Here is a 21,503-nt window from a genome sequence, read left to right on the forward strand (position 1 = left end):
CGGGACCGGTCAGAGCATCTCGAGGTTGTTCGTGAGCTCGAACGGCGTCACCTGAGCGCGGTACTCCTGCCACTCCTTGCGCTTGTTGAGCAGCACGTAGGTGAACACCTGCTCGCCGAGCGTCTCGGCGACGAGCTCGGACTCCTCCATGTAGCTGAGGGCGTGGTCGAGACTCTGCGGCAGCGGTGCGTAGCCGAGCGCGCGTCGCTCGGCGTCCGTCAGCGACCACACGTTGTCTTCGGCCTCGGGGGGAAGGTCGTATCCCTCTTCGATGCCCTTGAGGCCCGCGGCGAGCAGCAGCGCGTACGCGAGGTAGGGGTTGGCCGCCGAATCGAGCGCGCGATACTCGACGCGCGAGGACTGACCCTTGTTCGGCTTGTACATCGGCACCCGCACGAGTGCCGACCGGTTGTTGTGACCCCAGCAGATGAAGCTCGGCGCTTCGTCGCCCCCCCACAGTCGCTTGTAGGAGTTCACGAACTGGTTGGTCACCGCCGAGATCTCGTTGGCGTGCCGTAGCAGGCCGGCGATGAACTGGCGGCCCACCTGCGAGAGCTGGTACTGCGCGCCTTCTTCGTAGAAGGCGTTCTGGTCGCCCTCGAACAGCGACATGTGCGTGTGCATGCCGCTGCCGGGCTTGCCGCCGAGGGGCTTCGGCATGAACGTTGCATAGACGCCCTGCTCGATCGCGACCTCTTTTACGACAGTGCGGAAGGTCATGATGTTGTCAGCCGTCGCGAGGGCGTCGGCATAGCGCAGATCGATCTCGTTCTGGCCGGGACCGCCCTCGTGGTGGCTGAACTCGACCGAGATGCCGAGATCTTCGAGCATCCGCACCGAGCGGCGGCGGAAATCGTGCGCCGTGCCGCCGGGGACGTTGTCGAAGTAGCCCGCCGAGTCGACGGGAACAGGTCCTTCGGGGCCGAAGGACGAGGACTTCAGGAGGTAGAACTCGATCTCGGGGTGCGTGTAGAACGTGAAGCCCGCATCGGCGGCCTTCGCGAGCGCCCGCTTGAGGACGTGTCGAGGATCCGCGACGGCGGGCTGGCCGTCGGGAGTCGTGATGTCGCAGAACATCCGCCCGGTGGGGTCGATCTCGCCGCGCCAGGGCAACGTCTGGAATGTCGAGGGATCGGGATGCGCCAAGAGATCAGACTCGTACGAGCGAGTGAGGCCTTCGATGGCCGACCCGTCGAACCCGAGGCCTTCCGTGAAGGCTCCTTCGACCTCGGCAGGGGCGATCGCGACCGATTTGAGGGTGCCGATCACGTCGGTGAACCACAGGCGGACGAACTTGACGCCGCGCTCCTCGATCGTCCGCAGGACGAAATCGCGCTGCTTGTCCAACGTCACTTGCCGGTGTCCTCGGAGGAGCCGCTCTGTGCGGAGCCCCAGCGGTCCTCGCGGGCTTCATCCTCGGACCACGCGCGCGAACGCTCACGCAGGATTTCGGGTGCCCGTGCGGCCTCTTCGGCGGTGTCGAAAGGGCCTGCCCGGTCGATCGCAGGAGACTCGAAGCCCTTCTCCACTTCGCCCGTCGTGAGGTTGTACCAGTACTTCTCGTTCTCGCTGGACACCGTGACTCCTCCCATGCGGCGGTCGCGCCCGGATTCCCGGGCGTGTGTGGACGGATCCGCCTGGGTTGATCCTACTGATGCGACGGATGCTGCTGGATAGGCTGGCAGGTATGGCAGAACTCGCGACCCGGGCCGTCGGCGTGGACATCGGCGGCACCGGGATCAAGGCCGGTGTGGTCGATCTCGATCGGGGAGCACTCGCGAGCGAGCGCATCAAAGTGGCCACTCCCGCCGGAGCCGAACCCGGTGACGTGCTCGCCGCCGTCCGCACCGTGCTCGACCGGCTCGGGATCAGCGATCAGGGTGTGGCGCTCGGGATCGCGTTCCCCGCGATCGTGAAGAAGGGGCGCACGCTGTCGGCGGCCAATGTGTCCGACGCATGGATCGGGTTCGAGGCCGAGAAGTTCTTCGAGGACGGACTCGGTCGCGAGATCCACTTCGCCAACGACGCCGACGTCGCCGGCGTCGCAGAGCTGCGCTACGGCGCGGCGAAGGGGCGCGACGGGCTGACGATCCTTACGACGCTCGGCACCGGGATCGGCAGCGCGCTGATCCACGACGGCGTGCTCGTGCCGAACTCGGAGCTGGGCCACGTGCAGCGCGCGAAGCACGGGAAGGACGCCGAGGCCTACGCGGCCTACTCGGCGATGGAGCGCGGCAACCTGAGCTGGCAGGAGTGGGCGAGCCGGCTGCAGTGGTACTACAGCTACATCGAGTCACTCTTCAGCCCCGACCTGTTCATCGTGGGCGGAGGCGTGTCCAAGCACGCCGCTTCGTTCTTGCCGCTGCTGGACATCGCTACACCGATCGTGCCTGCGGTGCACCGCAACAACGCGGGCATCATCGGCGCAGCCGCGCTCGCGCTGGGCTGACGAGGCCGCGGCGAGCGGCGGGCGTGGAGGCGAATGGGCCGGCCTGTACGCCGGGTTCTGTCCGGGGGCGTGAGCCCCGTGGACGGTCATCTCTCTCGGCGACACGTTGCCGTGCCGCTCTAGCGGTCTACCCGGGGACTCGGCGGGCCGCGTCATCATCCCCTGTATGACCTTGCTCCGGGCGAGGTTTACCGTGCGATTCGCGTCACCGCGAACCCGGTGGTCTCTTACTCCACCCTTTCACCCTTACCGCCCGGTCCTGAGACACGCTCAGGACCAGGAGGCGGTCTGCTTTCTGTGGCACTGTCTCGCGGATCACTCCGGGTGGGTGTTATCCACCGCCCTGCCCTGTGGAGCCCGGACGTTCCTCGGCGCTACACGGTGAACCGTGCGCGACGCGACCGTCCAGCCGACCCATTCGCTGCGACGACTTTACCCGTATTTGCGGAACGTCCGAGAGAATGTGCGGAAAAGCGTTAGCGTGTGACCAGCCACGGTGCGCACTGGGAACGTGCCGCGGTTGTACAGTCTTCAGGGAGGCAAAAACAACTATGCGAAAAATCATGCTCGCTGCAATGGCCGCAGCGACACTCATCATCGCCACACCGCTCGCGGCCACAGCCGACGAATCCGAAGTACAGCCGCCGTCGGTTCAGATCAATGTCGAGATCGGCGACTACCCGCCCGGGACTCCTGACGCGCCGTCGCTTGCGGGCAGCACAGTCATGGGCGACTGCCTGCAGAGTGTTCCGTGGATCAGCTATTCCGTCCTGCGGTCTGATCCCGACGGCGTCGCGGCCGACATCCCTGCCGTGCTGCACCTGACAGACGGCATGAACAGCGTCGATGTTCCGCTCGGCACGCTGGTCGACAACCGTCTGAACGGCCGCGTCCTGTGGCCTGGTGCGTCCGCAGACGGCTCCGGTGTCGCCACCGGCCCGTACGCCTGGACGCTCGGTGACATCCACGCCACGATTCGCGCCGGCGCAGAAGAGATCGCGACGCCGCTGTCGTACCCGCTCGAGAGCCCCGAGTGCCTGTCGCTGCCCCTCACCGACGGTCCCGCCGGTGCCGATGGCGCGCCTTCGTCACTTCCTCTGACGGGAATGGACGCCGCGGTTCTTCCGATCGCGCTGGCCGGTGCAGTCGTTCTGCTCGCCGGCGTGGGCTTCATGCTCGTGCAGCGCCGCCGCCGCGCTTAGTGGCGACTGCCGAGACGCACCCGGGGACGACCCGCCGTACGCGGCGTCCCCGGGTGCGTCTGTGGTTCCTCCTGATCCTCGCCGTTCTCATCGTGGCCCTGGCCTGGGTCGGCGCGCGGGCAGTGCTGGCGAAGTCCGCCGTCGACGAGATCATGCCGCTCGCGCAGCAGATGCAGGATGCCGCAGCGGCAGGTGACCTGGACCGGATCGACGAGCTCTCCGTCGCGCTCGAGGACCATGCGTCCGACATCGCCGTCCTCGAGAACGACCCGCTTTGGCGCGCCGCCGAGTGGATGCCTTTCGGGGGACAGAATCTCGTCGCCGTGCGGACCGCCGGCAGCGAGCTCGCCACGATCGCCGAGGTGCTCCCCCGTCTGACGGGAGTCGCGCGTTCGCTGGACGAGCCGCACACCGGTGCGCTCGTCTCGCCCGCGGCCTTGTCGAGCGCTGCCGACGTGCTCTCGGACGCCGATGCCGTGTTCGTCCGGGCCGCCCACCGGCTCGGAGCCTTCGACGCCGACGCACTTCTTCCGCCCGTCGCCGACGGAGTCGCCCGGCTCGACGGTGTCGTGAGTCAAGCCGCCCCCTTGATCGCCACGGCGGCTCGAGCGAGCGCTGTGCTGCCCGCGATGCTCGGCGGGGAAGGCGAACGCACGATCCTGGTCATGATCCAGAACCCCGCCGAGTTGCGCACGGGTGGCGGCATCACGGGGTCCTTCGCCGAGATCCGCGCTCTCGAGGGAGAGCTGACGTTGGTGAGTCAAGCCGAGTCGGCTGACTTCGCAGCGCGGGCTGACGCGATTATCGACCTGCCCGAGGGCCTCACGACCGTCTACTCCGACGTCGTCGGACGCTTCGCCCAGAACATGTCCATGCCGGCGGACTTCGCCACCACCGGCGCACTCGCGACGGCATGGTGGCAGGAGCTGACCGGGCGCGTGCCCGATACGGTCGTCTCGATCGATCCGATGGTGCTGCAGGCGCTCCTCACCGTCACGGGGCCCATCGAGCTGGCCACAGGCGAGCAGTTGGATGCTGACGGTCTCCTGGACACCCTCCTGTTCGATGCCTACCGCACACTGTCGATCGAACAGCAGACCTCGCTCTTCGCGTCGGTGACCGACGCGGTCTTCGATCGCGTCGCCGGCGGGGGCGTCGATCTGGTCGCGCTCATCGGGGCTATGGCGGTGCCGGTGCAGGAGGGTCGCATCGCGGTGTGGGAAGCCGACGAGAACGCGAACGAGATCTTCGCTTCGAGCGCACTGGGCGGCCCGGCGGCACGACAGGATGTCGCAGGCGACGGCGCGTTCGCGGTGTATCTGAACGACGCCACCGGCGCCAAGATGGGCGGATTCCTTGACGCCGCGATCACCGCCGAGGTCGTCTCGTGCCGCGCGGACGGACAGACCGAGGTCGCGGTCACCGTCACCCTCACGAGCACCGCGCGGGCTGATGCCGCGTTGCTCCCGATGAGCGTCACGGGCGGCGGCTACTACGGAGTGGCGCCCGGGGACATCGCGACGAATGTGGCGGCTGTAGGGCCGACGGCGGGGTCGGTGGGCGCCGTGCTCGTCGACGGCGAGCCGTACGCCGGCGCGACAGCCGTCGACGACGGACGGCCGACGAGTGCTGCGCGTGTCGATCTCGCCCCCGGCGAGTCCAGCCGGCTCTCCTTCCACTTCTTCATGCCGCACGACGACGTCGCCGACCTCGTCGTGCTGCACACTCCGCTGCTCACCACGCCCCAGGTCGAGATCGGACCGACGGCCTGCGGCTGATCGGGCTTACTCCTCAGCCGTGTCGGCGATGCGCAGGTCGAGCGGGAAATCCAGCGGAAAATCTCCGAAAAGGTGCCGGGTCGCTGCCGCTGCGGCATCCGTGACCGCTTCGGCGACATCATCGACCATCGCTGCGGGCGCGTGCACGATGACCTCGTCGTGCAGAAAGAAGGCCAGATGCGGTGCCCGCTCGAACACGGCGCCGGACCGTGACGCCGCGGCATCCGTCGTCAACGGCATCGCCGCGAGGCGCCGCCGAATCTCGGCGAGCCAGGCCAGCGCCCACTCTGCCGCCGTTCCCTGAACGATGAAGTTGCGCGTGAAGCGCCCGCGATCGCGCGCCGCTCGGCGAGCGTGCGACTCCTCGCCGGTCGACGCACCGGTGTCGCTCGCGCGCGCTTGCGCAGCGGTCCACTCCGTCGAGGGCCGCGGTGACGTGCGACCGAGCCACGTCGACACGACGCCGCCCTGCTCTCCCGTCGCCGCCGCCGCGTCGACGAGCCCCATCGCTCGCGGGTACGTGCGCCGCAGCCGCGGCACGAGACGGCCCGAGTCCCCCGTCGTCGCGCCGTACATCGCGCCCAGGACGGCGAGCTTCGCTTCGGCGCGAGTCGGCACGGCGCCACCCTGGACGATGCCCTCGTAGAGATCGCGCCCGTTCGCCGCCGCTGCCAGAGCGGTGTCGCGGGACATGGCTGCGAGCACTCGCGGCTCGAGCTGCGCGACGTCGGCCACGACGAGCTTCCAGCCCGGATCCGCGCGCACCGCGGGGCGTAGCTGCCGCGGCAGCTGCAATGCTCCCCCGCCCGATGACGCCCACCGGCCCGTCACGACTCCCCCGGGCACATAGACGGGCCGGAAACGGCCGTCAGTGACCCATTCGTCGAGCCACGCCCAGCCGTTGGCAGACAGTAGCCGGGTGAGCTTCTTGTACTCCAGCAGCGGTTCGATCACGGGATGTGTGTGCTCCGCCAGCTCCCAGCGACTCGTCGATGTGACGAGTACACCGGCGCGGTGAAGAGCGCGCAGCAGCTTCGGGTGCGAGTCGAGGTTCGCGTGCGGGTCGCCGAGAGCGTCGCGCACCCGCTGCGCGGCCTGCACGACGAGCGCGGGTGTTCCCCCGCTCGCGGGGCGAGCGCCGAGCACCGCCGTCAGGATGCGGTCGTGCCCCACTGCATCCCACGGAACGCCCGCGGTGCGCAGCTCGACCGCGATGAGCGCCCCGGCCGACTCGGCAGCTGTCAGCAGGCGCAGGCGCGCGGGGTCGGTGGAGGTCGCGATCGCGGCACGCTGGCGCAACAGCTCGTCGCGCGACGCGTCGAGCCGGTCCGGCAGGGCCGATGACGCGGTATCGACGAAGTCGAAGAGCGCCGGTGTGTCATCGACCGGCGCCGGGGCGGCGTCCCAGGCCGACGGGGCGCGCAGAGCGGCATCCGTGACCAGTTCGCTGTCGCGCAGGATCGCACGGCACAGTCGCAGGTCGTGACAGCGTTCGACGCGCACGCCGTTCTCGAGGAGCGGTGAGTACCAGGCCGGGGTGTCGCTCCACACCCAGCGCGGATGCCCGAGGTGTTCCTGAGCCGTGATCCATGGGCTCAGGTCGGAGCGGTCGAGGCTGAGCCGCTCGAGCTCTCTTCCCTCGATGTCGAGCGTGACGATTCCGACGTCGTCGCCCGCGCGGCCGACGACGATCCAGGCGGGGGCGTCAGCGCCCGTCACAGCTCACAGACCGGATTCCTCCGTGCGCACGAGGATGCAGCCGCACTCGGGGCAGGTGAGGACGACATCATCGGCGGCGGAGCGCAGCGTCTGCAGATCGGTGCCCGAGAGAACCATGCGGCACCCTTCGCACGTGCGCGCACGCATGAGCGCCGCGCCGACGCCGCGCGTCGCGATCCGTTCGTAGTGAGCGAGCAGGTCAGCGGGAACATCGTGGGCGACCGCCGCGCGATCGCGGGTCGCAGCCTCGAGCGCTGCCGTCGCCTCGGCGACCACGCGCTTGGCCTCGGCGCTCAGCTCAGTGCCCTCGGCGTTGGTCGCCGCGATGAGGCCCTCCTGCTCGGCGACGGCTGCTTCGGCTTGTTCGAGTCGCTCCATGGCTTCGAGTTCGGCGTCTTCGAGCTCGCTCTTGCGGCGAGCGAGCGACTGCATCTCGCTCTCGAAGCCCTGCGCCTCTTTCACGTTCGAGGTGGCCGCGAGCCGCTCGGCGTCGCGCGCCGCACGGGCATCGACGACGGCGATGTCGGACTCGAGACGCGAGATCTCGGTGCGCACGTCGTCGCGCACTCCGAGACGCGATGTGAGCTCGCGCGACAGCTCCTGCCGACGCGCGAGCAGTTCCTTCACGCGCGCCGCCTGCGGAGGATTGCGTCGGGCGTTCTCGAACTGACGGATGCGGACGTCGAGGTCGGCGAGGTCCAAGAGGCGACGCTGGTCTGCGGGGCTGGCATTCACCCCTCAAACCTACCCCGCCGGGCGCGGAGCCTCGCGGGTCAGAGCTGCAGCACCCAGGTTGCGACGCCGAAGTAGATGATGAGGCTCGTCGCATCGCAGAACGTCGAGATGAACGGCGTGCTGAAGACGGCGGGATCGGCACGTAGCGTGCGCGCAAGCATCGGCATGATCCCCCCGACGGTGGCCGCGAGGGTGCAGATCGCGAACAGCGTCGAGCCGATCACGAGGCCGAGGGGCATACCGAAGACGAGACCTGCGATCGCGAAGCCGAGCACCCCGAGCATGCCGCCCAGCAGCGCACCGACCCGCACTTCGCGCCAGGCGACGGCGAGCACGTCTCTCGTGGACACTTCGCCGACGGCGAGGGCGCGCGTGACCGTGGTCGCCGCCTGGGCGCCCGTGTTCCCGGCGGTGCCGGTGAGCAGCGGGATGAACAGGGCGAGCGTCACGACCTGCTCGAGCGTCGCTTCGAAGACGTCGATCACGCCGACCGTCAGCAGCGCCGACACCGCGAGGGCGAGAAGCCACACGACGCGTGAGCGCACGATACCGAGCACGGGTGTCGTGAGGTACGGGCGACCGAGAGGTTCGGAGGCCCCTTGGCGTGCGGCATCCTCGTCTTCTGCCCGCTCGAGGATGCGCGCCGCGTCATCGACCGTGAGGATGCCGAGGAGCCGGTCTTCACCGTCGACGACCGGCGCGGCGAGCAGTTGCGCGTCGACGAGCGTACGCGCCGCGATCTCGGCCTCGTCGCTCGCGTGCACGTGACGGGCATCCGTCATGAGGTCGGCGATGAGCGTGTCGGATGGGCCCATCACGAGATCTCGCAGACCCACGACCCCGAGTACGCGCCGCTGCGTGTCGGTGACGGGCAGGGTGTAGACGGTCTCGGCGTCGCGGCCGCGGTGCTGGATGTGGCTCAACGCGTCACCGACCGTGAGCTGGGGCTGCAGGCGCACGTACTCGGTGCTCATGAAGCGACCGATGCTGCCTCTCGGGTAGCCGAGCATGGGGGCCGTGAGCTCCCGCTCGCGCGCCGACAGTCCGCTCATGAGCTTCTGCGCGACGCCCGCGGGGAGCTCGTCGATGAGCTGCGCCCGGTCATCGGGGTCGAGTTCTTCGAAGACGCGCGCGACGTCTTCGTCGCGGAGCCCTCGAAAGAGCTCGGCACGGATGCCGTTGTCGAGTAGCTCGAAGACCTCGAGCGCCTTCGCGCGGGGCAGCAGGCGATAGAGCACCGCGCGGTCGGCGGCGTCTTCGCGTTCGAGCAGGCGCGCGATCTCGTGGGCATCCTGTTCCGCAAGCATCCCGCCCAGCGCCACGAGGTCACGATCGCGCAGCACCGGTTCGATCCTCGAACGCAGCTCTTCGAACTCGTCATCCATGGCCGCATCATCTCAGAACCGGCGTGGGAATGACGTCGGCGACGGTCTATCTGAGTGAGGGATGCACGGTCAGTACACCTTTCGCAAGACACTCCCCCGTCCGGCCTTGATCGAGTTCACTCGCGTTGTAGCTATCGCACGGCTCATCCCTGCGGGACTGTTCCCCCTCGCGCTGCTTATCGCTCTCGCGGGTGCACGACCAGCGAACATTCCCCATCGAGCGAAGGAGAAAGGACGATCATGCGCACCGTCCCCACAACCCGCACGGTGAAGAACCCTTCCGAGCGGTTCACAGCAGCCATTGAGCACGCGATCGCTCCAACCGAAGCACCGCAGCACCGACAAGAGAGGGGCGCTCATGCGAGCAACCGTGATGTACAAGGCCGGCGACGTCCGCATTGAAGATGTCCCCGAGCCCACCGTCCAGAACCCCACGGACGCGATCATCCGGGTGACCTACACGTGCGTGTGCGGCTCCGACCTGCACCCCTACCGCTCTCTCGACGAGACCCCCGAAGGACGCCGGATGGGACACGAGGCGATCGGCGTCGTGGAGCAGATCGGCGCCGATGTCGAACGCCTCTCCATCGGAGACACCGTGATCATCCCGTTCGCCTGGTGCGACAACACCTGCGTATTCTGCCGCGACGGCGTGACGACGTCGTGCGTGCACGGCGGGTTCTTCGACGGCGCAGCCTCCGCGAGCCAGGGCGAGAAGCTTCTGGTGCCCCAAGCAGACGGCACCGCCGTTGTCATCCCGGAGGGGACGGATGAGGCGCTCATGCCGTCGCTCCTGACGCTCTCGGACGTCTACCTCACCGGTTACCACGCCGCTCACAAAGGTGGAGTCCGGGCAGGAAAGATCGTCGTCGTCATCGGCGACGGCGCCGTCGGACTATCCGCCGTGCTCGCCTCCCGCCAGCTCGGTGCCGACACGATCATCCTGATGGGACGCCACGAGGATCGAACCGCCCTCGGTCGCGAGTTCGGCGCTACTCACATCGTGTCCGAACGCGGCGACACAGGTATCCAGAGGGTGCTCGAGATCACCGGTGGGGAGGGTGCGCCTGTCGTGCTCGAAGCTGTCGGGCATTTGCTCGCGTACGAGCAGGCTTACGGCATCGTGCGCCCTGGCGGAACGATCTCTCGTGTCGGCGTCCCTCAGTACGAGGAGGCGCCCATCGGCTTCGGGTCGCTGTTCGGCAAGAACGCGACCCTGACCGGCGGGCCGGCGACCGTCCGCGCGTACATCGAGGCCGCCTTGCCGCAGGTCCTGGACGGGACGATCGCGCCCGGCAAGGTTTTCGATCGCGAACTGCCACTCTCTGAGATCGCCGAGGCGTACCGTCTCATGGACTCCCGCGAAGCACTCAAAGTCCTCATCCGCCCGTAAAAGCGTTCCGGCCTCCGCGAGCGGGAGCGCAATCCGGTGGTGCTCTTCGCGGAATACGTCCCTGCGGGACAGGCGACACCGCCCGATGGTTCGGTGGGCCCTGCCGGGATCGAACCGACGACATCCACGGTGGAGGCACCATGGTTCGACGAGGATCATCTCGCGCCGGTTACACCGCTTTTCGCGATCGCGCAATAGGTGGATAGGTCGTGCAAGCGCGCGCGCGTTTTTACACCGTCGCCGTGGGTTCCCTCTTTGACTATTCGCCGCAATATTGTCCCCCTGGTCTTGTGCGCGTTGGTTCTCGAAACCCATTCGTTTGCATCCATAGCGTCGGTACAGAAGCTCAACGATGAGATGGGGAGAGAACATGCATGACAGAGACCGCGACGCGCTGGAACTCTTCACCGATTACCAGCGCGCACAACGACTGGCCGCGACAACGATCCGTAACCGACGCAGCATCCTGACATCACTCGCGAACCGTGCCGATGGCCTGACCGACTTGGACGTTTTCACCCTCCGCCGGCACTTCGCCCGCGAGACCGTCACGGCTGGCACCATGCGCACCGAGCGGGGCGCGATCATCGCGTTCTTCACCTTCCTCCACGCCGAAGGTCTCCGCGACGACAACCCCGCACTGCGGCTACCGAAGGTCATCGCGCCGAAAGGCGAACCGCGACCGTTCACCGCCGAGCAGGTCACCGCGATGCTCACCAGCGGCGCATACACCCGCACCCGGGCGATGATCCTCCTCGGCGCGTACCAGGGGTTCCGGGTGTCATCGATCGCCGCCGTCCACGGCCACGACATCGACCAGCTCACCGGCACCATTCGCACCCGCGGGAAGGGCGGCAAGGATCGCACCCTCCCGCTGCACCCCGTGATCAGCGAGCTCGCCCACACAATGCCGGCCGACTCCTGGTGGTTCCCCGCCAGGCGCGGAGAGGGTCACATTCGGCCGTCGTCCGTGACCGACCTGATCACGAAAGCGAAGCAGCGCGCCGGGATCCTCGACCCCGGACTCACCCCGCACTCGCTGCGCCACGCGTTCGGAACCGACCTCGTCGACGCTGGTGTCGACATCCGTGTCATCGCCGAACTGATGATGCACGAGTCCGTCGCGACCACACAGATATACACGCGCGTCAGCGACCGCCTCCGCCGCGAAGCGATCGTGTCCCTGCAGCATCGAGAGATCCCGGCACGGTCCGGGCGACCACCGACCGAGAACTGGCGGCATCGTGTCGCGTGACCCGGCGGCGCGGTGACCCCGATATCACGCCGTCAGCGGGCAACGTGTGGGCAGACGTCGCGCAGGGCAGGGGTGGGGTGGGGCGCTCTGATGTCGGTGGTGGGCGCGTAACCTGGATGCTCTCTCGGCCGGAGGAAGGACACCAATGTCCAGCGGTCCACTCCACCCCGACGTCGCTCTCGGTGTGACGCTCTCCTCGATCATGTCCCGCAACAGATACACGACCGACCCGGGCCCCGTGATCGACGAACTACGCCAGACCGCAGGCGACCGGGCAGCCATCCTCGCGAAAGAAGCCGGCCTCTGGGCAGGGTTCTACGACAGCGAACACACGCACCCTCTCGCGGCCGCACTCCTCACCCTCCCCGACACCGAACGCTGGGTTGCGGAAGGGCGCCGCCGCGCGAACACCGGCAACCACGCGTTTCACCCCGACCGGTAACGTGACCGCATGCACCTGGTCGACGTGATCACCCGACTCGTCGACGCACGCCGTGCGATGGATGCCGCATACGACGCGGACCCACGCCCCTGGACGCCGACAGCCGCCGGGACTGTCGACACAGCCCTCGAGCACCTCGACAAGGCCCTCGACGCGGCAGTGACCGCGGCACTCGCATCCGGGGCGACCGCGACAGAGATCGAACAGTGCGGCGTCGACGTCATCAAACCGGAATGGTTCGCGTGAGTACCGCACGAACCCTCACGCCTCATCTCGAGCAGCTGTGATGTATCAGCAGCACCCCGCCGCCTCTGACCGAGCCACGGCCCCGCACGCGTTCCCCCACCAGGGTGGGCATTACATCGACATGGTGGAGAAACTGGTGAACAAGAAGCTAGTCTCCCCACCATGGGGCTTCTCTCCTATGGCTCGAGCGCCCGGCCCATCGAGGTCGATGATCGGACGCTCGCGCACCTCCGCCTTGTCATCATGAACAAGATGCGACGAGGTGAATCGTTCATGATGAAGCTGGAAACCACCGACCTCGGCGGCCGGTGGTTCTGGATCCATTCGTCGATCCCCATCGCGTTTCACTTCTACGGTTCCCGCGAACCCGCATTGAACATGACATGGGTGGATCAGCTCATGAAAAGCGCACGCAGCGCGCACGGGCTCGTCGTCATGTCAGAACCTGACTCGAGGGCGATCACCCCGCCCGAGGCGCTATAGCTTCGAGGAGATTCCCCGGTCGCGTCGCGTAGGCGGATCCGTCGCCCGGGAGTCGGGCCACCGGCGACCCTATTAGCCACGCGTCGACGAGCGCGACGCGACGGCCGAACACTTCCGGTCGGATGCTGGGCGGACGGGCGACTGGGTCATCTCGGCGTTCCTACCAGCCACGCTCCCGGTCGACTAGCCCGCGCAGATGTATCACAAGCCCCGCGGTTCTCTCTAGAGACGAGAACGGCCCTCGTGCGCGCCGGCAAGCGCACACGAGGGGCCTAACCCACCAGATCGACCTAACCGATTGGAGGGCTGTCGTGGATTCTACTCAGCAGCCTTACGTTCTGACTGCTGTCTCGAAGCACGGAAGCGTAGTGTTCGACGGCGACACCGTCACGATCCGCACAGCGACCGTCGCCCGCGCCGTCCCGGTCGAGGCGGTGACTGACAGCGACGCCATCGGGCCGCTGCTGCTCGGCCGCGGCCTGTTCCGATTTCGTGTCGACGGCGAGCTCATCCGGGTGCGTTTCGCACGCCGCGATGCACGCGAGTTCTCGCTCATGGCGGCCGCTCTCACACACGCGATGTTGTACTGACCGCGCGTGCCCCTCGTCGATGCGCGACACTGAGGTTGTGAACGCACCGTCGCCCGCTCCGGTCTTGCCCGTCGACGTCATCATCGATCCCGCGGCGATGTTCACGTACGAGTGGTGGATAGAGGCCGGGCTACCAGCGGCTGGTGTCATGGTCGCCGTGGCCTCTACGACAGCAGCCATCTGGATTGCCGTCGCGGGATCTCTTCGCGCCAATAGACGCACTCAGGATGATAGAGCTCGGCAAGTCCGCGAGCGCATGCTGCAGTGGGCGGTCGATGCGGGGAACATCGTCTGGCACGTTGAATACGACGGGAGACACAAAACGCTGGGGTATCTGGTGGTCGCGAACAACAGCGGCTCCGCTATCCGCGGTCTCGGAGTAATCGATGTCGTGACTGTGGGTGACACCGAGAAGCGACTCATTCTCGGCTCGACGCCGCAGGTCCCGTACCTAGCGCCAGGAGAGACTCACAGGTGGACAGGCTCCTGGGAGGATCCCACGAGCGACGACAACTGGCCCTTCAGCAGGGAGGCGATCGCAGCGCGCGCCGAACTGAGGTGGACGGGCCCAGGCGGCACCGCTTGGTCGACCGATTTTCCCGGGAACGTGCCGACGCTGGACATTGGGGTCTGGGCCCAGAACTATTACAGCGCGCACGGCCTGAACGCCCCGACCTACCTCCCGAAGCCCGACGACTATGTGGCTGCCGAGGTTTCGGCGACCTGGGCTGGAGTCCACTACCCAGCAGCTCCACCAAGCCCCGCTTGGTATAGCCCCCGGCGTTGGATCCAGCGAGATGCAGGCGCTTAGGGCTGGCAGATCTCATCGCATCACGAAAATCGGCCCTCCCAGCCGAAGCTAGGAGGGCCGATTTTCGTTCATACACCGATGAGCTGGTTGGGTGGCCGGCCTCGCATGACGGTGCCGTCTAGGTAGAAACGCCTCTGCGGGAGCACATTGACAGTCACCGACTGCTCGGGCGATACCGTTCCGCCGACGACGGCACGGACACCGATGACGACCGTGGCGCCCACGGGTGGGAGCGCTGACGGTGCGACGAACGTCATCGTCGCACCCTCCCCGATGAGGCTCACCGTGGGCCCGCTGAGCTGACGCCACAGCCACGAGTCCGCAGACCCGGACGGCACCGCAGTGATGTCCTCCACGACCAGGCTCGTCAGCAACGCATAACCAGCATCCGTCGCGTGGATGTTGTCCGCTCCGATGAGGTTGTCGGGGTCGGCGCCGGGAACACCCCGCGCCTCGAACTCCGGTGCGACGTCGAGGAACACGGTGTTCGTCGGGCTCGCTGCGGCGAGCTCGATGAGCACATCACGGTACAGGTGCCACGCGTAGGTGCCGACGACGTCCATTCGCTGGTACGAGTGGATGAGCACGACGATCGTGTTCGGCGCTTTCGCCCGGAGATCGCTGATGACCGACTGCAGATTGGTGCGGTACGTCGCCGGCGGGACGTTGAACGAGTAGTCGTTCGACCCGATCATGATGAACACCGCCGCAGGGTTCAGCGCCGCAACGCGGGTGCGCTCATCGGGGGTGAAGAAGTTCGCCGCCGTCGCGCCACCTTGACCGAGGTTGTATCCGTGGATCCCCTTCGTGGTCGTGATGGTCGTGAAGTTGGCGTCTGCGTTCGCCTGAACCGCGGACTCCGCGCCCCCGTTGGGATGCAGTAGCCGCAGGGCCGCGATGACCCGGTTCACATAGCGGTTTGCGGCCGATGACGCCCCCGTGCCCTGCGTGGTCGATGACCCGGCGAACGCGAGCGGGACAGCGCGCGTGCCCGCTTCCGCGAGCCGTGCATTGAGGATCGCCAACGGCCCCGACGCCAGTCCCCCTGACAGCTCGGCTCCCAGTGTGACCACCGTCGCGGGGATCACGTTGTCCTGTTTCGGTGGCGGCGTGACCGCGACGCTCGCGTCACCGGTGAGACCGATCTTGTGGATGCGGCCGAACGCCGACTCGATCGTCTCCCCGGACACCCCCATCCGGTGGACGCGTCCAAACGTGGCGACGACCTCGGACAGCCCGACCTTGTGGATGCGACCGTCTGCCATCAGGGAGTCACCACCTCAGCTTCGAACCACATCCGCTTCCAGTTGTCGCTCGTGATCGGTGCCGTGATGTTCTGCGGATAGTTCCGCGGCGTACTGTCCACGCCGTTGACGGTGAACTCCTGTCGTGGGCTTCCGCCGGTAGCGCTGTCATAGATGCGGAGCTTCCAGTTCCCGACCCCGGCGCTCATGCTGAGCCGCGGGGTGAAGACCGGACCGACCTTGTCGCTGGAAGGGACGAACGCCCACCGCCTCGGCGCCGGTGTCGTCGTGACTGGCGGGGACTGCACGAACGAGGCATCGCTGTCGTCAGCCATCGCCGCGCCTTCGGTCGCAGACCCGCCCACGATCGCCCATCCAGCGGCGCCGACCCCGTTCGCCGGGAGAGGCAGCATTTCCGCGCTACCTGCGAGGAGCACGCGGATCTCCACCGTGTCGAAGGCGACCGCACCGCTACTGTCTGTCACGGTGCAGCGCGCGACATACAACCCGGGGGTTGTGGGCACGGTCGCGGTCGTCGACAGCGCAGAGGGTGACCCGAACGACGGCGATCCGGACGAGGCATAGTCCCACGTCCACGCGACTGTCGCGATCGCCCCATCAGCGTCCGATGCGGTCGCGACGAGGTTCGTCACCCCTCCCGACGGCAGGTTCTGGTCGGCACCCGCGTTGACGGTGGGTGGCACGTTCACGGGAACGTACGCGGGGATCTCAGGACCGACCCCGTCGTTGATCTGCAGGTACTTGTGCCCGTACACGTAGGTAGCTGCTGGGCTGTCACCCGCGCGGAACATCGTCACCGGCGCGGCGCCGAGACTCGCGTTGATGATCGTCGACGAATACAGGGGGGTCGTCCCGCCGACTGCATACACCTTCGCGGTGTAGTCGCCGTCCGTCACGGAGAACTCGATCGAGACCCGATAGCGAGTACCGTCCGCGAGCGCCCCGGAGGAGATCTCGCGCAGCGCGCCACCGTTGTCGACGGAGATCAGCTTCCCGGCGGACGTGTACCCGAGCCCGAGGACACGTGCACCGCTGGTCGACGTCCCTGAACGCAGCGAGCCGACCGTCACATACCCGGATCCGGGTCGCGTGGCGGGCATCGTGATCTCGTCGCTGAACTGCCCGACCATCGCGGGCGCCGCGAACTGGTAGTCCTGAATGCACGGCTGCGCGGCGACGGTCTGGTAGCGGGTGCCCATAGCAGCGTCGAACGTGATCGAGCCGGCCCCGCCGACGTTCTGGTAGCTCGCACCGGTGTCAGCGGTCGTGGCGGGAGAGCCGGCGGGGCCGGTCAGCGGGAACTGGCGAAGCGTCATGCGGGGCTCCTAGTGGACGACGACGAAGTACTCGTCGGGGCGGATGGTGAGGTTGCTGGAGGGGTTGCCATAGATGTGGAACGGGATCAGCTCGCGGCCGTTCTTGATGACCTTCGGCGGGGTGACCTGCTTGTTGGGCTGGTCAACGTACGTCGCGCCCATCGAGACGGTGAAGCACCCGTTGTTCTTCGGCGCAGACTGATATCCCCAGTCCGGCTCGAGGATCACGATGTCGGGATTGTCAGCGAGGTAGTTCGCGAACGAGATGTGACCGCTGTTCCAGTTGAAAAGGTTTCGCATCCGCATGTAGGTGTACTCGTGGCGGATGCGACCGCCGACGTTCTCGTGGTTGATGATCCCGAACCGTTTCCCCGCGGCGTTGACCGTGTTCGCGTTGTCAACGATCCGGCACCGCCGTGTCGTCACCCCCTGGGTAATCGCCCCAGGGTTGGTGTGAGTGCCGGCGAAAGAGAACGTCAGCGACGACACGAATGAGCCGTGGAAGTTGCAGTCCTCCAGCAGGATGTCGAGCGAGTTGTTCCCACCGAACGGCGAGCCGCCCATGATGTAGCCGTCACGTGTGACGCCGTCGACTTCGATGCCGCGGTAGATGTTCCGCTGCCCCTTGTAGTCGTTGAATGCGAAGGTCTCGCCTGGAGGCGAATTCCACGTGCCAGCAGAGGCCCCGATGAGCTTGATGTTCTGGAAGATGGAATCGACCAGCATGTAGGAGATCAGGCCGCTGAAGTTGTGCGGTCGGCCTTCGTTGATCTCCAACGGCAGCTGCCGCGTCCCTTCGAGCGTGAACCCCGCAGCGACCATTCGCAGCTGCTTGGTGGGGCCGTTACCGATCCGGCCGATCGTGAGCGGGTTCGAGCCGCCCGATCCCTGGGGGGGGATCCGGTCACGCTGCGCTTGGGTGGATGACTGCGGCGCGAGCCGGATCCTCGCCTGGCTGGGATCGGATGCGATGATGCCCAGCAACCGGTTCGAGTAGAACCCGAAGCTGTCATTCGCGACGGGGAACCCCTGGATGTCCATATCGAACCCGTCAGGGAGAACCACTTGCCGGTCCGCGGTCATCCGGTTCAGCGCACCCTGGAAGGTGTCACCGGCGACGTAGAGCTGCTCAAACTTGACCTGCGGCAGATCCGGGAGAGCGGGCCAGACTGGGATCGACGCGTCGCGCGCGGACAGATCCGGAAGCCCCGGGTATCGCCACGCAGGAATCGTGTGATCCAGGTAATACGGGATGCCGCGAACGGGAACACTCATGCGAACGGCCACCATTCGTAGTACGTGGGGATCTGCGAAGCACTCAAACCCATCCACGGCATCGGGTGGACGCCGCCGGCGACATTTCCATTCGTCGGCAGGACGGGGCCGCGGAAGATGACCTCCCGCTTCCCTGCGGGCTTCGCCGTGGGCGGTTGCTCGAACTGCCCAGACCTGAAGTCCACGTAGAGCACGCCCGAATCGCCCGACCCGGCGCCGATCGTCGCTGCGCGTTCGAGCGCACCAGCGACCGTGGATACGCCCGCGAGGGGCGAGTCCTGTGCAGGGGTGAACGTGATCTCATTCGCGGCAAATGACTTGTCGCCACGCATAGCGGTCCCCGCTGTTGTCCCGAAGCCGGGAAAGCCCGCCACCGGGGCGCCAGCTCCGATACGCTCTCGAAACTGCTGAGCCGTGGGAGCGCTCAACGCATCAAGCACGAACGAGGCGAGAGCGGCGTTGCCATTTCGCAGCGTCGAGATCAGTTGCGTGTGATCCGCTGATGCGAGCGCCGGCTTGTCGCGCACCTGCTCCCAGGAGATCGGCCCGCCCGGGCCGCCCGTCACCGGTGCGAACTGCAGCCCTGTCCCCTCATCGTTGATGACCAGCGCGTATCCCGGCGTGCCTTCGGACAGGTTGGGGACAGCGGACTCTGTTCCATCGACGAGGGTGTACGAGCCTCCCACGACGCCGAGGTATTTCCCTTCTGCGTCGGACGGATCGGGGACCACCGACAGCACCAGCCCGAGCAGGCTGATCAGCGGCGTCTGATGGTTTCCCGACTTCGCGATCACCTGGATGTGACCGTGCGCCTGGAACTGCGGATAGAAGCCCTGCGTCGATGCCGTGATGGTTGTGCCCATCGGGACGCCCTGCAGATCGACGAGCTCGAGCGGCGTCGTGAACGACGTGTCCGAGATGTCGTAAATCTGAGCGGCCGCGTTTTGCAGCAGCGTCATCGACGTCGGGTCGACGGCAGCGGACGAGGGGAAGAAGTCGACGAGCGCCATGACGCCTCCGGTCAGGTCGTGGGTGGTCAGTTATCGCCAGGTGCGATCGAGCGACCGCTCGATGCCCAGCGCGTCGTCGAGTTGCTGCTGCTTGCCAGTGAAGATCGCGAGCAGGTTCGACAGCGCACCGAGCGCGAGCGACAGCGCGAGCAGGATGGTCGCGTTCAGCGCGGCATCGTAGAAGCCGAGAAGCACGAGCGCCGGGGACACCGTCGCGGCGAGCGTGTAGATCGCGCCGCGCAGCACCGTCCAGATGTTCGCCGCGCCGCGCAGGTTGATCACCGACAGAGCCGACGAGATGAACTGCAGCACCGCGCCGAGGATGATCAGCGACTGCTCCCAGACGCCCTCGGTGCCGAAGCCGAACAGGATCGCGAGGGGCGCGAGCGCGCCGAAGAACACCTGGATCGCCTGGCGACGATCCGGCGTGAACCAACGGATGAGAGCGTGCATGAAAGACCTCCTAGGTCAGTTGCGGGGTTGCTCGGTCGGCCACTCATCGACGAAGTGAGCGAGCCCGAGACGGGAAAGGATTTCTGCCGGCGGCATAGGCAGCTCGCCGAGACGCCCGCGCTGGTGCCACAGCCACACGGCCGACACCCACGTGCGGAACGCGTCCTGTATTTCGTGGGATTCGCGCTTCACCTTCGCGAGCTCGTCACGGATCGGCTTGACCTTCTGCTCGACCCGTTCGTCGATGTACTTGGTCAGGTCCGACGCGTCATCGAAACGCGCGGCGAGGTCCGCCTGGATGGCCGACTCTGACGACGTCGCGCGATCCGAGCGCACGCGCAGAAGCACTCCGACCAACGCAGCGATCGACCCGACCAACGACCCGATGAGAACGAACCCGGCGATGGTGATCTCAGGGCTCACGTCGCACGCTCCCGCGTCCGTCGCTTCAGGCGGCGAATGACCTCTTCCTCGCCGAGCAGCCCGAGCCGGAACAACGGCATCGGCAGAAGACCCGAGAGCATAGCCACGACGAACCACGCCGGCGGCTCCCCGGGCGGGACACGTGAATAGAGAGCAATCGCAGCGATGTAACCGACGATCAAGCCGACGAGGAACACCTTCCCGGCGATCTCCACTGCCCACAGGCGAGGGAATGCCACGCCCAAGAGGCACACCGTCGCGACGATCGCGTAGACCACCCCCACGACGTCGACAAGAGCCGCGTCGAACATCTGGTAGAGCAGTCGAGAACCGATCGTGAATGCCAGACAGCCGGCCCAGATCGCGATGATGTCGTAGACCGGTAGCCACACCCTCTTCAGGTGGCGGTACTTCCATTCCGATGCGGGGATGGCACCCGGCGCCCAGATCGACGCCCGCCACAGCGCACGCATCAGCTCGTCATTCGTCGCGCGGCGTCGTCGTTCACGGCCTTCGCTATGGCAGCGGCGTCCACCTTCAGCGACGTGCCCACCTGCTTCGCGATGGCGTCCGCGATCGTCGACACCTGTTGCGCGGTAATACCCTGCGCCGCTGCGATCGCGTTGGTCTTCGCGTCGGCGAGCTCCTGCAGAGCGCTGACGTTGCCACCCCCACGCTTGACCACAGTCGCCCATACAGCCGCCGCCACGCCCTTGACCGTCGGCACCTTCCGCACAGCGGCGAGCGTGTCCGTGATCACCTTGTTCACGGACCCCTGCGACTTCACGCCGGCCTTACCGGGCAGGAGCTCCTGGTACAGCTCCGCGATCATGCGCTCAGCGTCAGCGCTCATGTCATCCTCCTGAATCGGTTTTCCGGTGTTTCCGCTGCTCTGCCCCTGAGCGACCACCCGTGAGGCGGTGAAGAACCGCCAGAACCCGGCGGTCGTGGCGTGACCGGCGACCTCGACGTGCAGGTGCGGTCCCGTGCTCGCCAGGCCGAGGGAACCGACCAAGCCGAGGACCGTGCCCTCGGTGACGCGGTCACCGACGCGAACGTGCGTGGTGGGGCGGTCCATGTGGCAGTAGCCGACGAGCTGGCCATTGTCGTACCGCACCCACACGGTGTGCCCCGGCCGGGCCCCGTAATCGATCGACGTGACAATGCCCGGACCGGACGCGCGGAAGGGCGTGCCCCTCGGCTGGGGGAAGTCGACGCCCGAGTGCCCGGGGTAGGTGTACGGATTGCTGAACGGGATCGGAAGCATGGCGGT

Annotated in this window: 23 protein-coding genes and 1 other RNA gene; 10 read left to right on the forward strand and 14 right to left on the reverse strand. The window is 67.0% G+C overall.

Annotated elements, in window-relative coordinates:
- Window positions 1-9 precede the first annotated feature (9 nt).
- Together glnA and AC25Y0_RS04495 are read right to left on the reverse strand one after the other, a co-directional pair.
- A complete protein-coding gene (gene glnA, locus AC25Y0_RS04490; RefSeq protein WP_488123432.1) occupies window positions 10-1,347 on the reverse strand; it encodes a type I glutamate--ammonia ligase in 1,338 nt (445 codons plus the stop codon).
- 2 nt (window positions 1,348-1,349) lie between these two features.
- Window positions 1,350-1,577 (reverse strand): SPOR domain-containing protein, encoded by a 228-nt coding sequence (locus AC25Y0_RS04495; RefSeq protein ID WP_488123184.1) that lies wholly within the window; start codon window positions 1,575-1,577, stop codon window positions 1,350-1,352.
- Window positions 1,578-1,687: 110 nt separating this feature from the next.
- Between AC25Y0_RS04495 and ppgK the strand changes: the two genes are divergently transcribed.
- On the forward strand, window positions 1,688-2,449 hold the full coding sequence (gene ppgK, locus AC25Y0_RS04500) for a polyphosphate--glucose phosphotransferase (protein ID WP_488123185.1): 762 nt from the start codon (window positions 1,688-1,690) through the stop codon (window positions 2,447-2,449).
- Window positions 2,450-2,479: 30 nt separating this feature from the next.
- Here the strand turns inward: ppgK and rnpB are convergent.
- Window positions 2,480-2,866, reverse strand: an RNA gene (rnpB, locus tag AC25Y0_RS04505) — RNase P RNA component class A.
- 146 nt (window positions 2,867-3,012) lie between these two features.
- Here rnpB and AC25Y0_RS04510 point away from each other — a divergent pair.
- Together AC25Y0_RS04510 and AC25Y0_RS04515 are read left to right on the forward strand one after the other, a co-directional pair.
- The gene (locus AC25Y0_RS04510) at window positions 3,013-3,651 is read left to right on the forward strand and encodes an LPXTG cell wall anchor domain-containing protein (protein ID WP_488123186.1); all 639 of its coding nucleotides are present in this window, start codon (window positions 3,013-3,015) and stop codon (window positions 3,649-3,651) included.
- Between the two features lie 53 nt (window positions 3,652-3,704).
- A complete protein-coding gene (locus tag AC25Y0_RS04515; RefSeq protein ID WP_488134250.1) occupies window positions 3,705-5,429 on the forward strand; it encodes a DUF4012 domain-containing protein in 1,725 nt (574 codons plus the stop codon).
- 6 nt (window positions 5,430-5,435) lie between these two features.
- On the opposite strand, the gene AC25Y0_RS04520 is transcribed toward AC25Y0_RS04515, so the two are convergent.
- From AC25Y0_RS04520 to mgtE, 3 genes are read right to left on the reverse strand one after another with little or no spacing between them, the layout of a single operon-like run.
- A complete protein-coding gene (locus tag AC25Y0_RS04520; protein WP_488123188.1) occupies window positions 5,436-7,148 on the reverse strand; it encodes a bifunctional 3'-5' exonuclease/DNA polymerase in 1,713 nt (570 codons plus the stop codon).
- A 3-nt stretch (window positions 7,149-7,151) separates the two neighbouring features.
- A complete protein-coding gene (locus AC25Y0_RS04525) occupies window positions 7,152-7,883 on the reverse strand; it encodes a zinc ribbon domain-containing protein (protein WP_488123189.1) in 732 nt (243 codons plus the stop codon).
- A gap of 38 nt (window positions 7,884-7,921) precedes the next feature.
- Window positions 7,922-9,268, reverse strand: coding sequence for a magnesium transporter (gene mgtE / locus AC25Y0_RS04530; protein ID WP_488123190.1), 1,347 nt, complete (start codon window positions 9,266-9,268; stop codon window positions 7,922-7,924).
- A gap of 358 nt (window positions 9,269-9,626) precedes the next feature.
- On the opposite strand from mgtE, the gene AC25Y0_RS04535 reads away from it, so the two are divergent.
- The 7 genes from AC25Y0_RS04535 to AC25Y0_RS04565 all read left to right on the forward strand — a co-directional run bounded on the left by AC25Y0_RS04535 (window position 9,627) and on the right by AC25Y0_RS04565 (window position 14,488).
- Window positions 9,627-10,661, forward strand: a complete 1,035-nt coding sequence (locus AC25Y0_RS04535) for a zinc-binding dehydrogenase (RefSeq protein ID WP_488123191.1) — start codon at window positions 9,627-9,629, stop codon at window positions 10,659-10,661.
- Between the two features lie 370 nt (window positions 10,662-11,031).
- On the forward strand, window positions 11,032-11,916 hold the full coding sequence (locus AC25Y0_RS04540; RefSeq protein WP_488134251.1) for a tyrosine-type recombinase/integrase: 885 nt from the start codon (window positions 11,032-11,034) through the stop codon (window positions 11,914-11,916).
- A 145-nt stretch (window positions 11,917-12,061) separates the two neighbouring features.
- Window positions 12,062-12,358 carry a hypothetical protein gene (locus AC25Y0_RS04545; protein WP_488134252.1) on the forward strand — a complete coding sequence of 99 codons (297 nt, stop codon included), beginning with the start codon at window positions 12,062-12,064 and terminating at the stop codon, window positions 12,356-12,358.
- Between the two features lie 9 nt (window positions 12,359-12,367).
- Window positions 12,368-12,604 (forward strand): hypothetical protein, encoded by a 237-nt coding sequence (locus AC25Y0_RS04550; RefSeq protein ID WP_488134253.1) that lies wholly within the window; start codon window positions 12,368-12,370, stop codon window positions 12,602-12,604.
- Between the two features lie 162 nt (window positions 12,605-12,766).
- The gene (locus AC25Y0_RS04555) at window positions 12,767-13,087 is read left to right on the forward strand and encodes a DUF7882 family protein (RefSeq protein ID WP_488134254.1); all 321 of its coding nucleotides are present in this window, start codon (window positions 12,767-12,769) and stop codon (window positions 13,085-13,087) included.
- Window positions 13,088-13,455: 368 nt separating this feature from the next.
- Window positions 13,456-13,677 carry a hypothetical protein gene (locus tag AC25Y0_RS04560; RefSeq protein ID WP_488134255.1) on the forward strand — a complete coding sequence of 74 codons (222 nt, stop codon included), beginning with the start codon at window positions 13,456-13,458 and terminating at the stop codon, window positions 13,675-13,677.
- A 37-nt stretch (window positions 13,678-13,714) separates the two neighbouring features.
- Complete coding sequence (locus AC25Y0_RS04565; protein ID WP_488134256.1) at window positions 13,715-14,488, forward strand: hypothetical protein; 774 nt, start codon at window positions 13,715-13,717, stop codon at window positions 14,486-14,488.
- A gap of 68 nt (window positions 14,489-14,556) precedes the next feature.
- Here the strand turns inward: AC25Y0_RS04565 and AC25Y0_RS04570 are convergent, their stop codons facing one another.
- From AC25Y0_RS04570 to AC25Y0_RS04605, 8 genes are read right to left on the reverse strand one after another with little or no spacing between them, the layout of a single operon-like run.
- On the reverse strand, window positions 14,557-15,753 hold the full coding sequence (locus tag AC25Y0_RS04570) for an SGNH/GDSL hydrolase family protein (protein WP_488134257.1): 1,197 nt from the start codon (window positions 15,751-15,753) through the stop codon (window positions 14,557-14,559).
- On the reverse strand, window positions 15,753-17,069 hold the full coding sequence (locus AC25Y0_RS04575) for a PKD domain-containing protein (RefSeq protein WP_488134258.1): 1,317 nt from the start codon (window positions 17,067-17,069) through the stop codon (window positions 15,753-15,755). The genes AC25Y0_RS04570 and AC25Y0_RS04575 overlap by 1 nt, the downstream gene beginning before the upstream one ends.
- A 9-nt stretch (window positions 17,070-17,078) precedes the next feature.
- Window positions 17,079-18,344, reverse strand: coding sequence for a hypothetical protein (locus tag AC25Y0_RS04580; protein ID WP_488134259.1), 1,266 nt, complete (start codon window positions 18,342-18,344; stop codon window positions 17,079-17,081).
- Window positions 18,341-19,354, reverse strand: a complete 1,014-nt coding sequence (locus AC25Y0_RS04585; RefSeq protein ID WP_488134260.1) for a hypothetical protein — start codon at window positions 19,352-19,354, stop codon at window positions 18,341-18,343. Before AC25Y0_RS04585 ends, AC25Y0_RS04580 begins: the two co-directional genes overlap by 4 nt.
- A gap of 30 nt (window positions 19,355-19,384) precedes the next feature.
- Window positions 19,385-19,807: a hypothetical protein gene (locus AC25Y0_RS04590; protein ID WP_488134261.1), complete on the reverse strand. Its 423-nt coding sequence runs from the start codon at window positions 19,805-19,807 to the stop codon at window positions 19,385-19,387.
- Window positions 19,808-19,822: 15 nt separating this feature from the next.
- Complete coding sequence (locus AC25Y0_RS04595; protein ID WP_488134262.1) at window positions 19,823-20,230, reverse strand: hypothetical protein; 408 nt, start codon at window positions 20,228-20,230, stop codon at window positions 19,823-19,825.
- Window positions 20,227-20,703, reverse strand: coding sequence for a hypothetical protein (locus AC25Y0_RS04600; protein ID WP_488134263.1), 477 nt, complete (start codon window positions 20,701-20,703; stop codon window positions 20,227-20,229). The genes AC25Y0_RS04595 and AC25Y0_RS04600 overlap by 4 nt, the downstream gene beginning before the upstream one ends.
- The gene (locus AC25Y0_RS04605) at window positions 20,703-21,497 is read right to left on the reverse strand and encodes a M23 family metallopeptidase (RefSeq protein ID WP_488134264.1); all 795 of its coding nucleotides are present in this window, start codon (window positions 21,495-21,497) and stop codon (window positions 20,703-20,705) included. The genes AC25Y0_RS04600 and AC25Y0_RS04605 overlap by 1 nt, the downstream gene beginning before the upstream one ends.
- Window positions 21,498-21,503: the final 6 nt, after the last annotated feature.

Source organism: Microbacterium sp. Y547, assembly GCF_057669785.1.

Bases quoted from the DNA above. Each gene is read 5' to 3' on its own strand.
- ppgK (WP_488123185.1), top strand. From the start codon at position 1,688: ATGGCAGAACTCGCGACCCGGGCCGTCGGCGTGGACATCGGCGGCACC.
- AC25Y0_RS04510 (WP_488123186.1), top strand. From the start codon at position 3,013: ATGCTCGCTGCAATGGCCGCAGCGACACTCATCATCGCCACACCGCTC.
- mgtE (WP_488123190.1), bottom strand. From the start codon at position 9,268: ATGGATGACGAGTTCGAAGAGCTGCGTTCGAGGATCGAACCGGTGCTG.
- AC25Y0_RS04535 (WP_488123191.1), top strand. From the start codon at position 9,627: ATGCGAGCAACCGTGATGTACAAGGCCGGCGACGTCCGCATTGAAGAT.
- AC25Y0_RS04540 (WP_488134251.1), top strand. From the start codon at position 11,032: ATGCATGACAGAGACCGCGACGCGCTGGAACTCTTCACCGATTACCAG.
- AC25Y0_RS04545 (WP_488134252.1), top strand. From the start codon at position 12,062: ATGTCCAGCGGTCCACTCCACCCCGACGTCGCTCTCGGTGTGACGCTC.
- AC25Y0_RS04550 (WP_488134253.1), top strand. From the start codon at position 12,368: ATGCACCTGGTCGACGTGATCACCCGACTCGTCGACGCACGCCGTGCG.
- AC25Y0_RS04555 (WP_488134254.1), top strand. From the start codon at position 12,767: ATGGGGCTTCTCTCCTATGGCTCGAGCGCCCGGCCCATCGAGGTCGAT.
- AC25Y0_RS04570 (WP_488134257.1), bottom strand. From the start codon at position 15,753: ATGGCAGACGGTCGCATCCACAAGGTCGGGCTGTCCGAGGTCGTCGCC.
- AC25Y0_RS04575 (WP_488134258.1), bottom strand. From the start codon at position 17,069: ATGACGCTTCGCCAGTTCCCGCTGACCGGCCCCGCCGGCTCTCCCGCC.
- AC25Y0_RS04580 (WP_488134259.1), bottom strand. From the start codon at position 18,344: ATGAGTGTTCCCGTTCGCGGCATCCCGTATTACCTGGATCACACGATT.
- AC25Y0_RS04585 (WP_488134260.1), bottom strand. From the start codon at position 19,354: ATGGCGCTCGTCGACTTCTTCCCCTCGTCCGCTGCCGTCGACCCGACG.
- AC25Y0_RS04590 (WP_488134261.1), bottom strand. From the start codon at position 19,807: ATGCACGCTCTCATCCGTTGGTTCACGCCGGATCGTCGCCAGGCGATC.
- AC25Y0_RS04600 (WP_488134263.1), bottom strand. From the start codon at position 20,703: ATGCGTGCGCTGTGGCGGGCGTCGATCTGGGCGCCGGGTGCCATCCCC.
- AC25Y0_RS04605 (WP_488134264.1), bottom strand. From the start codon at position 21,497: ATGCTTCCGATCCCGTTCAGCAATCCGTACACCTACCCCGGGCACTCG.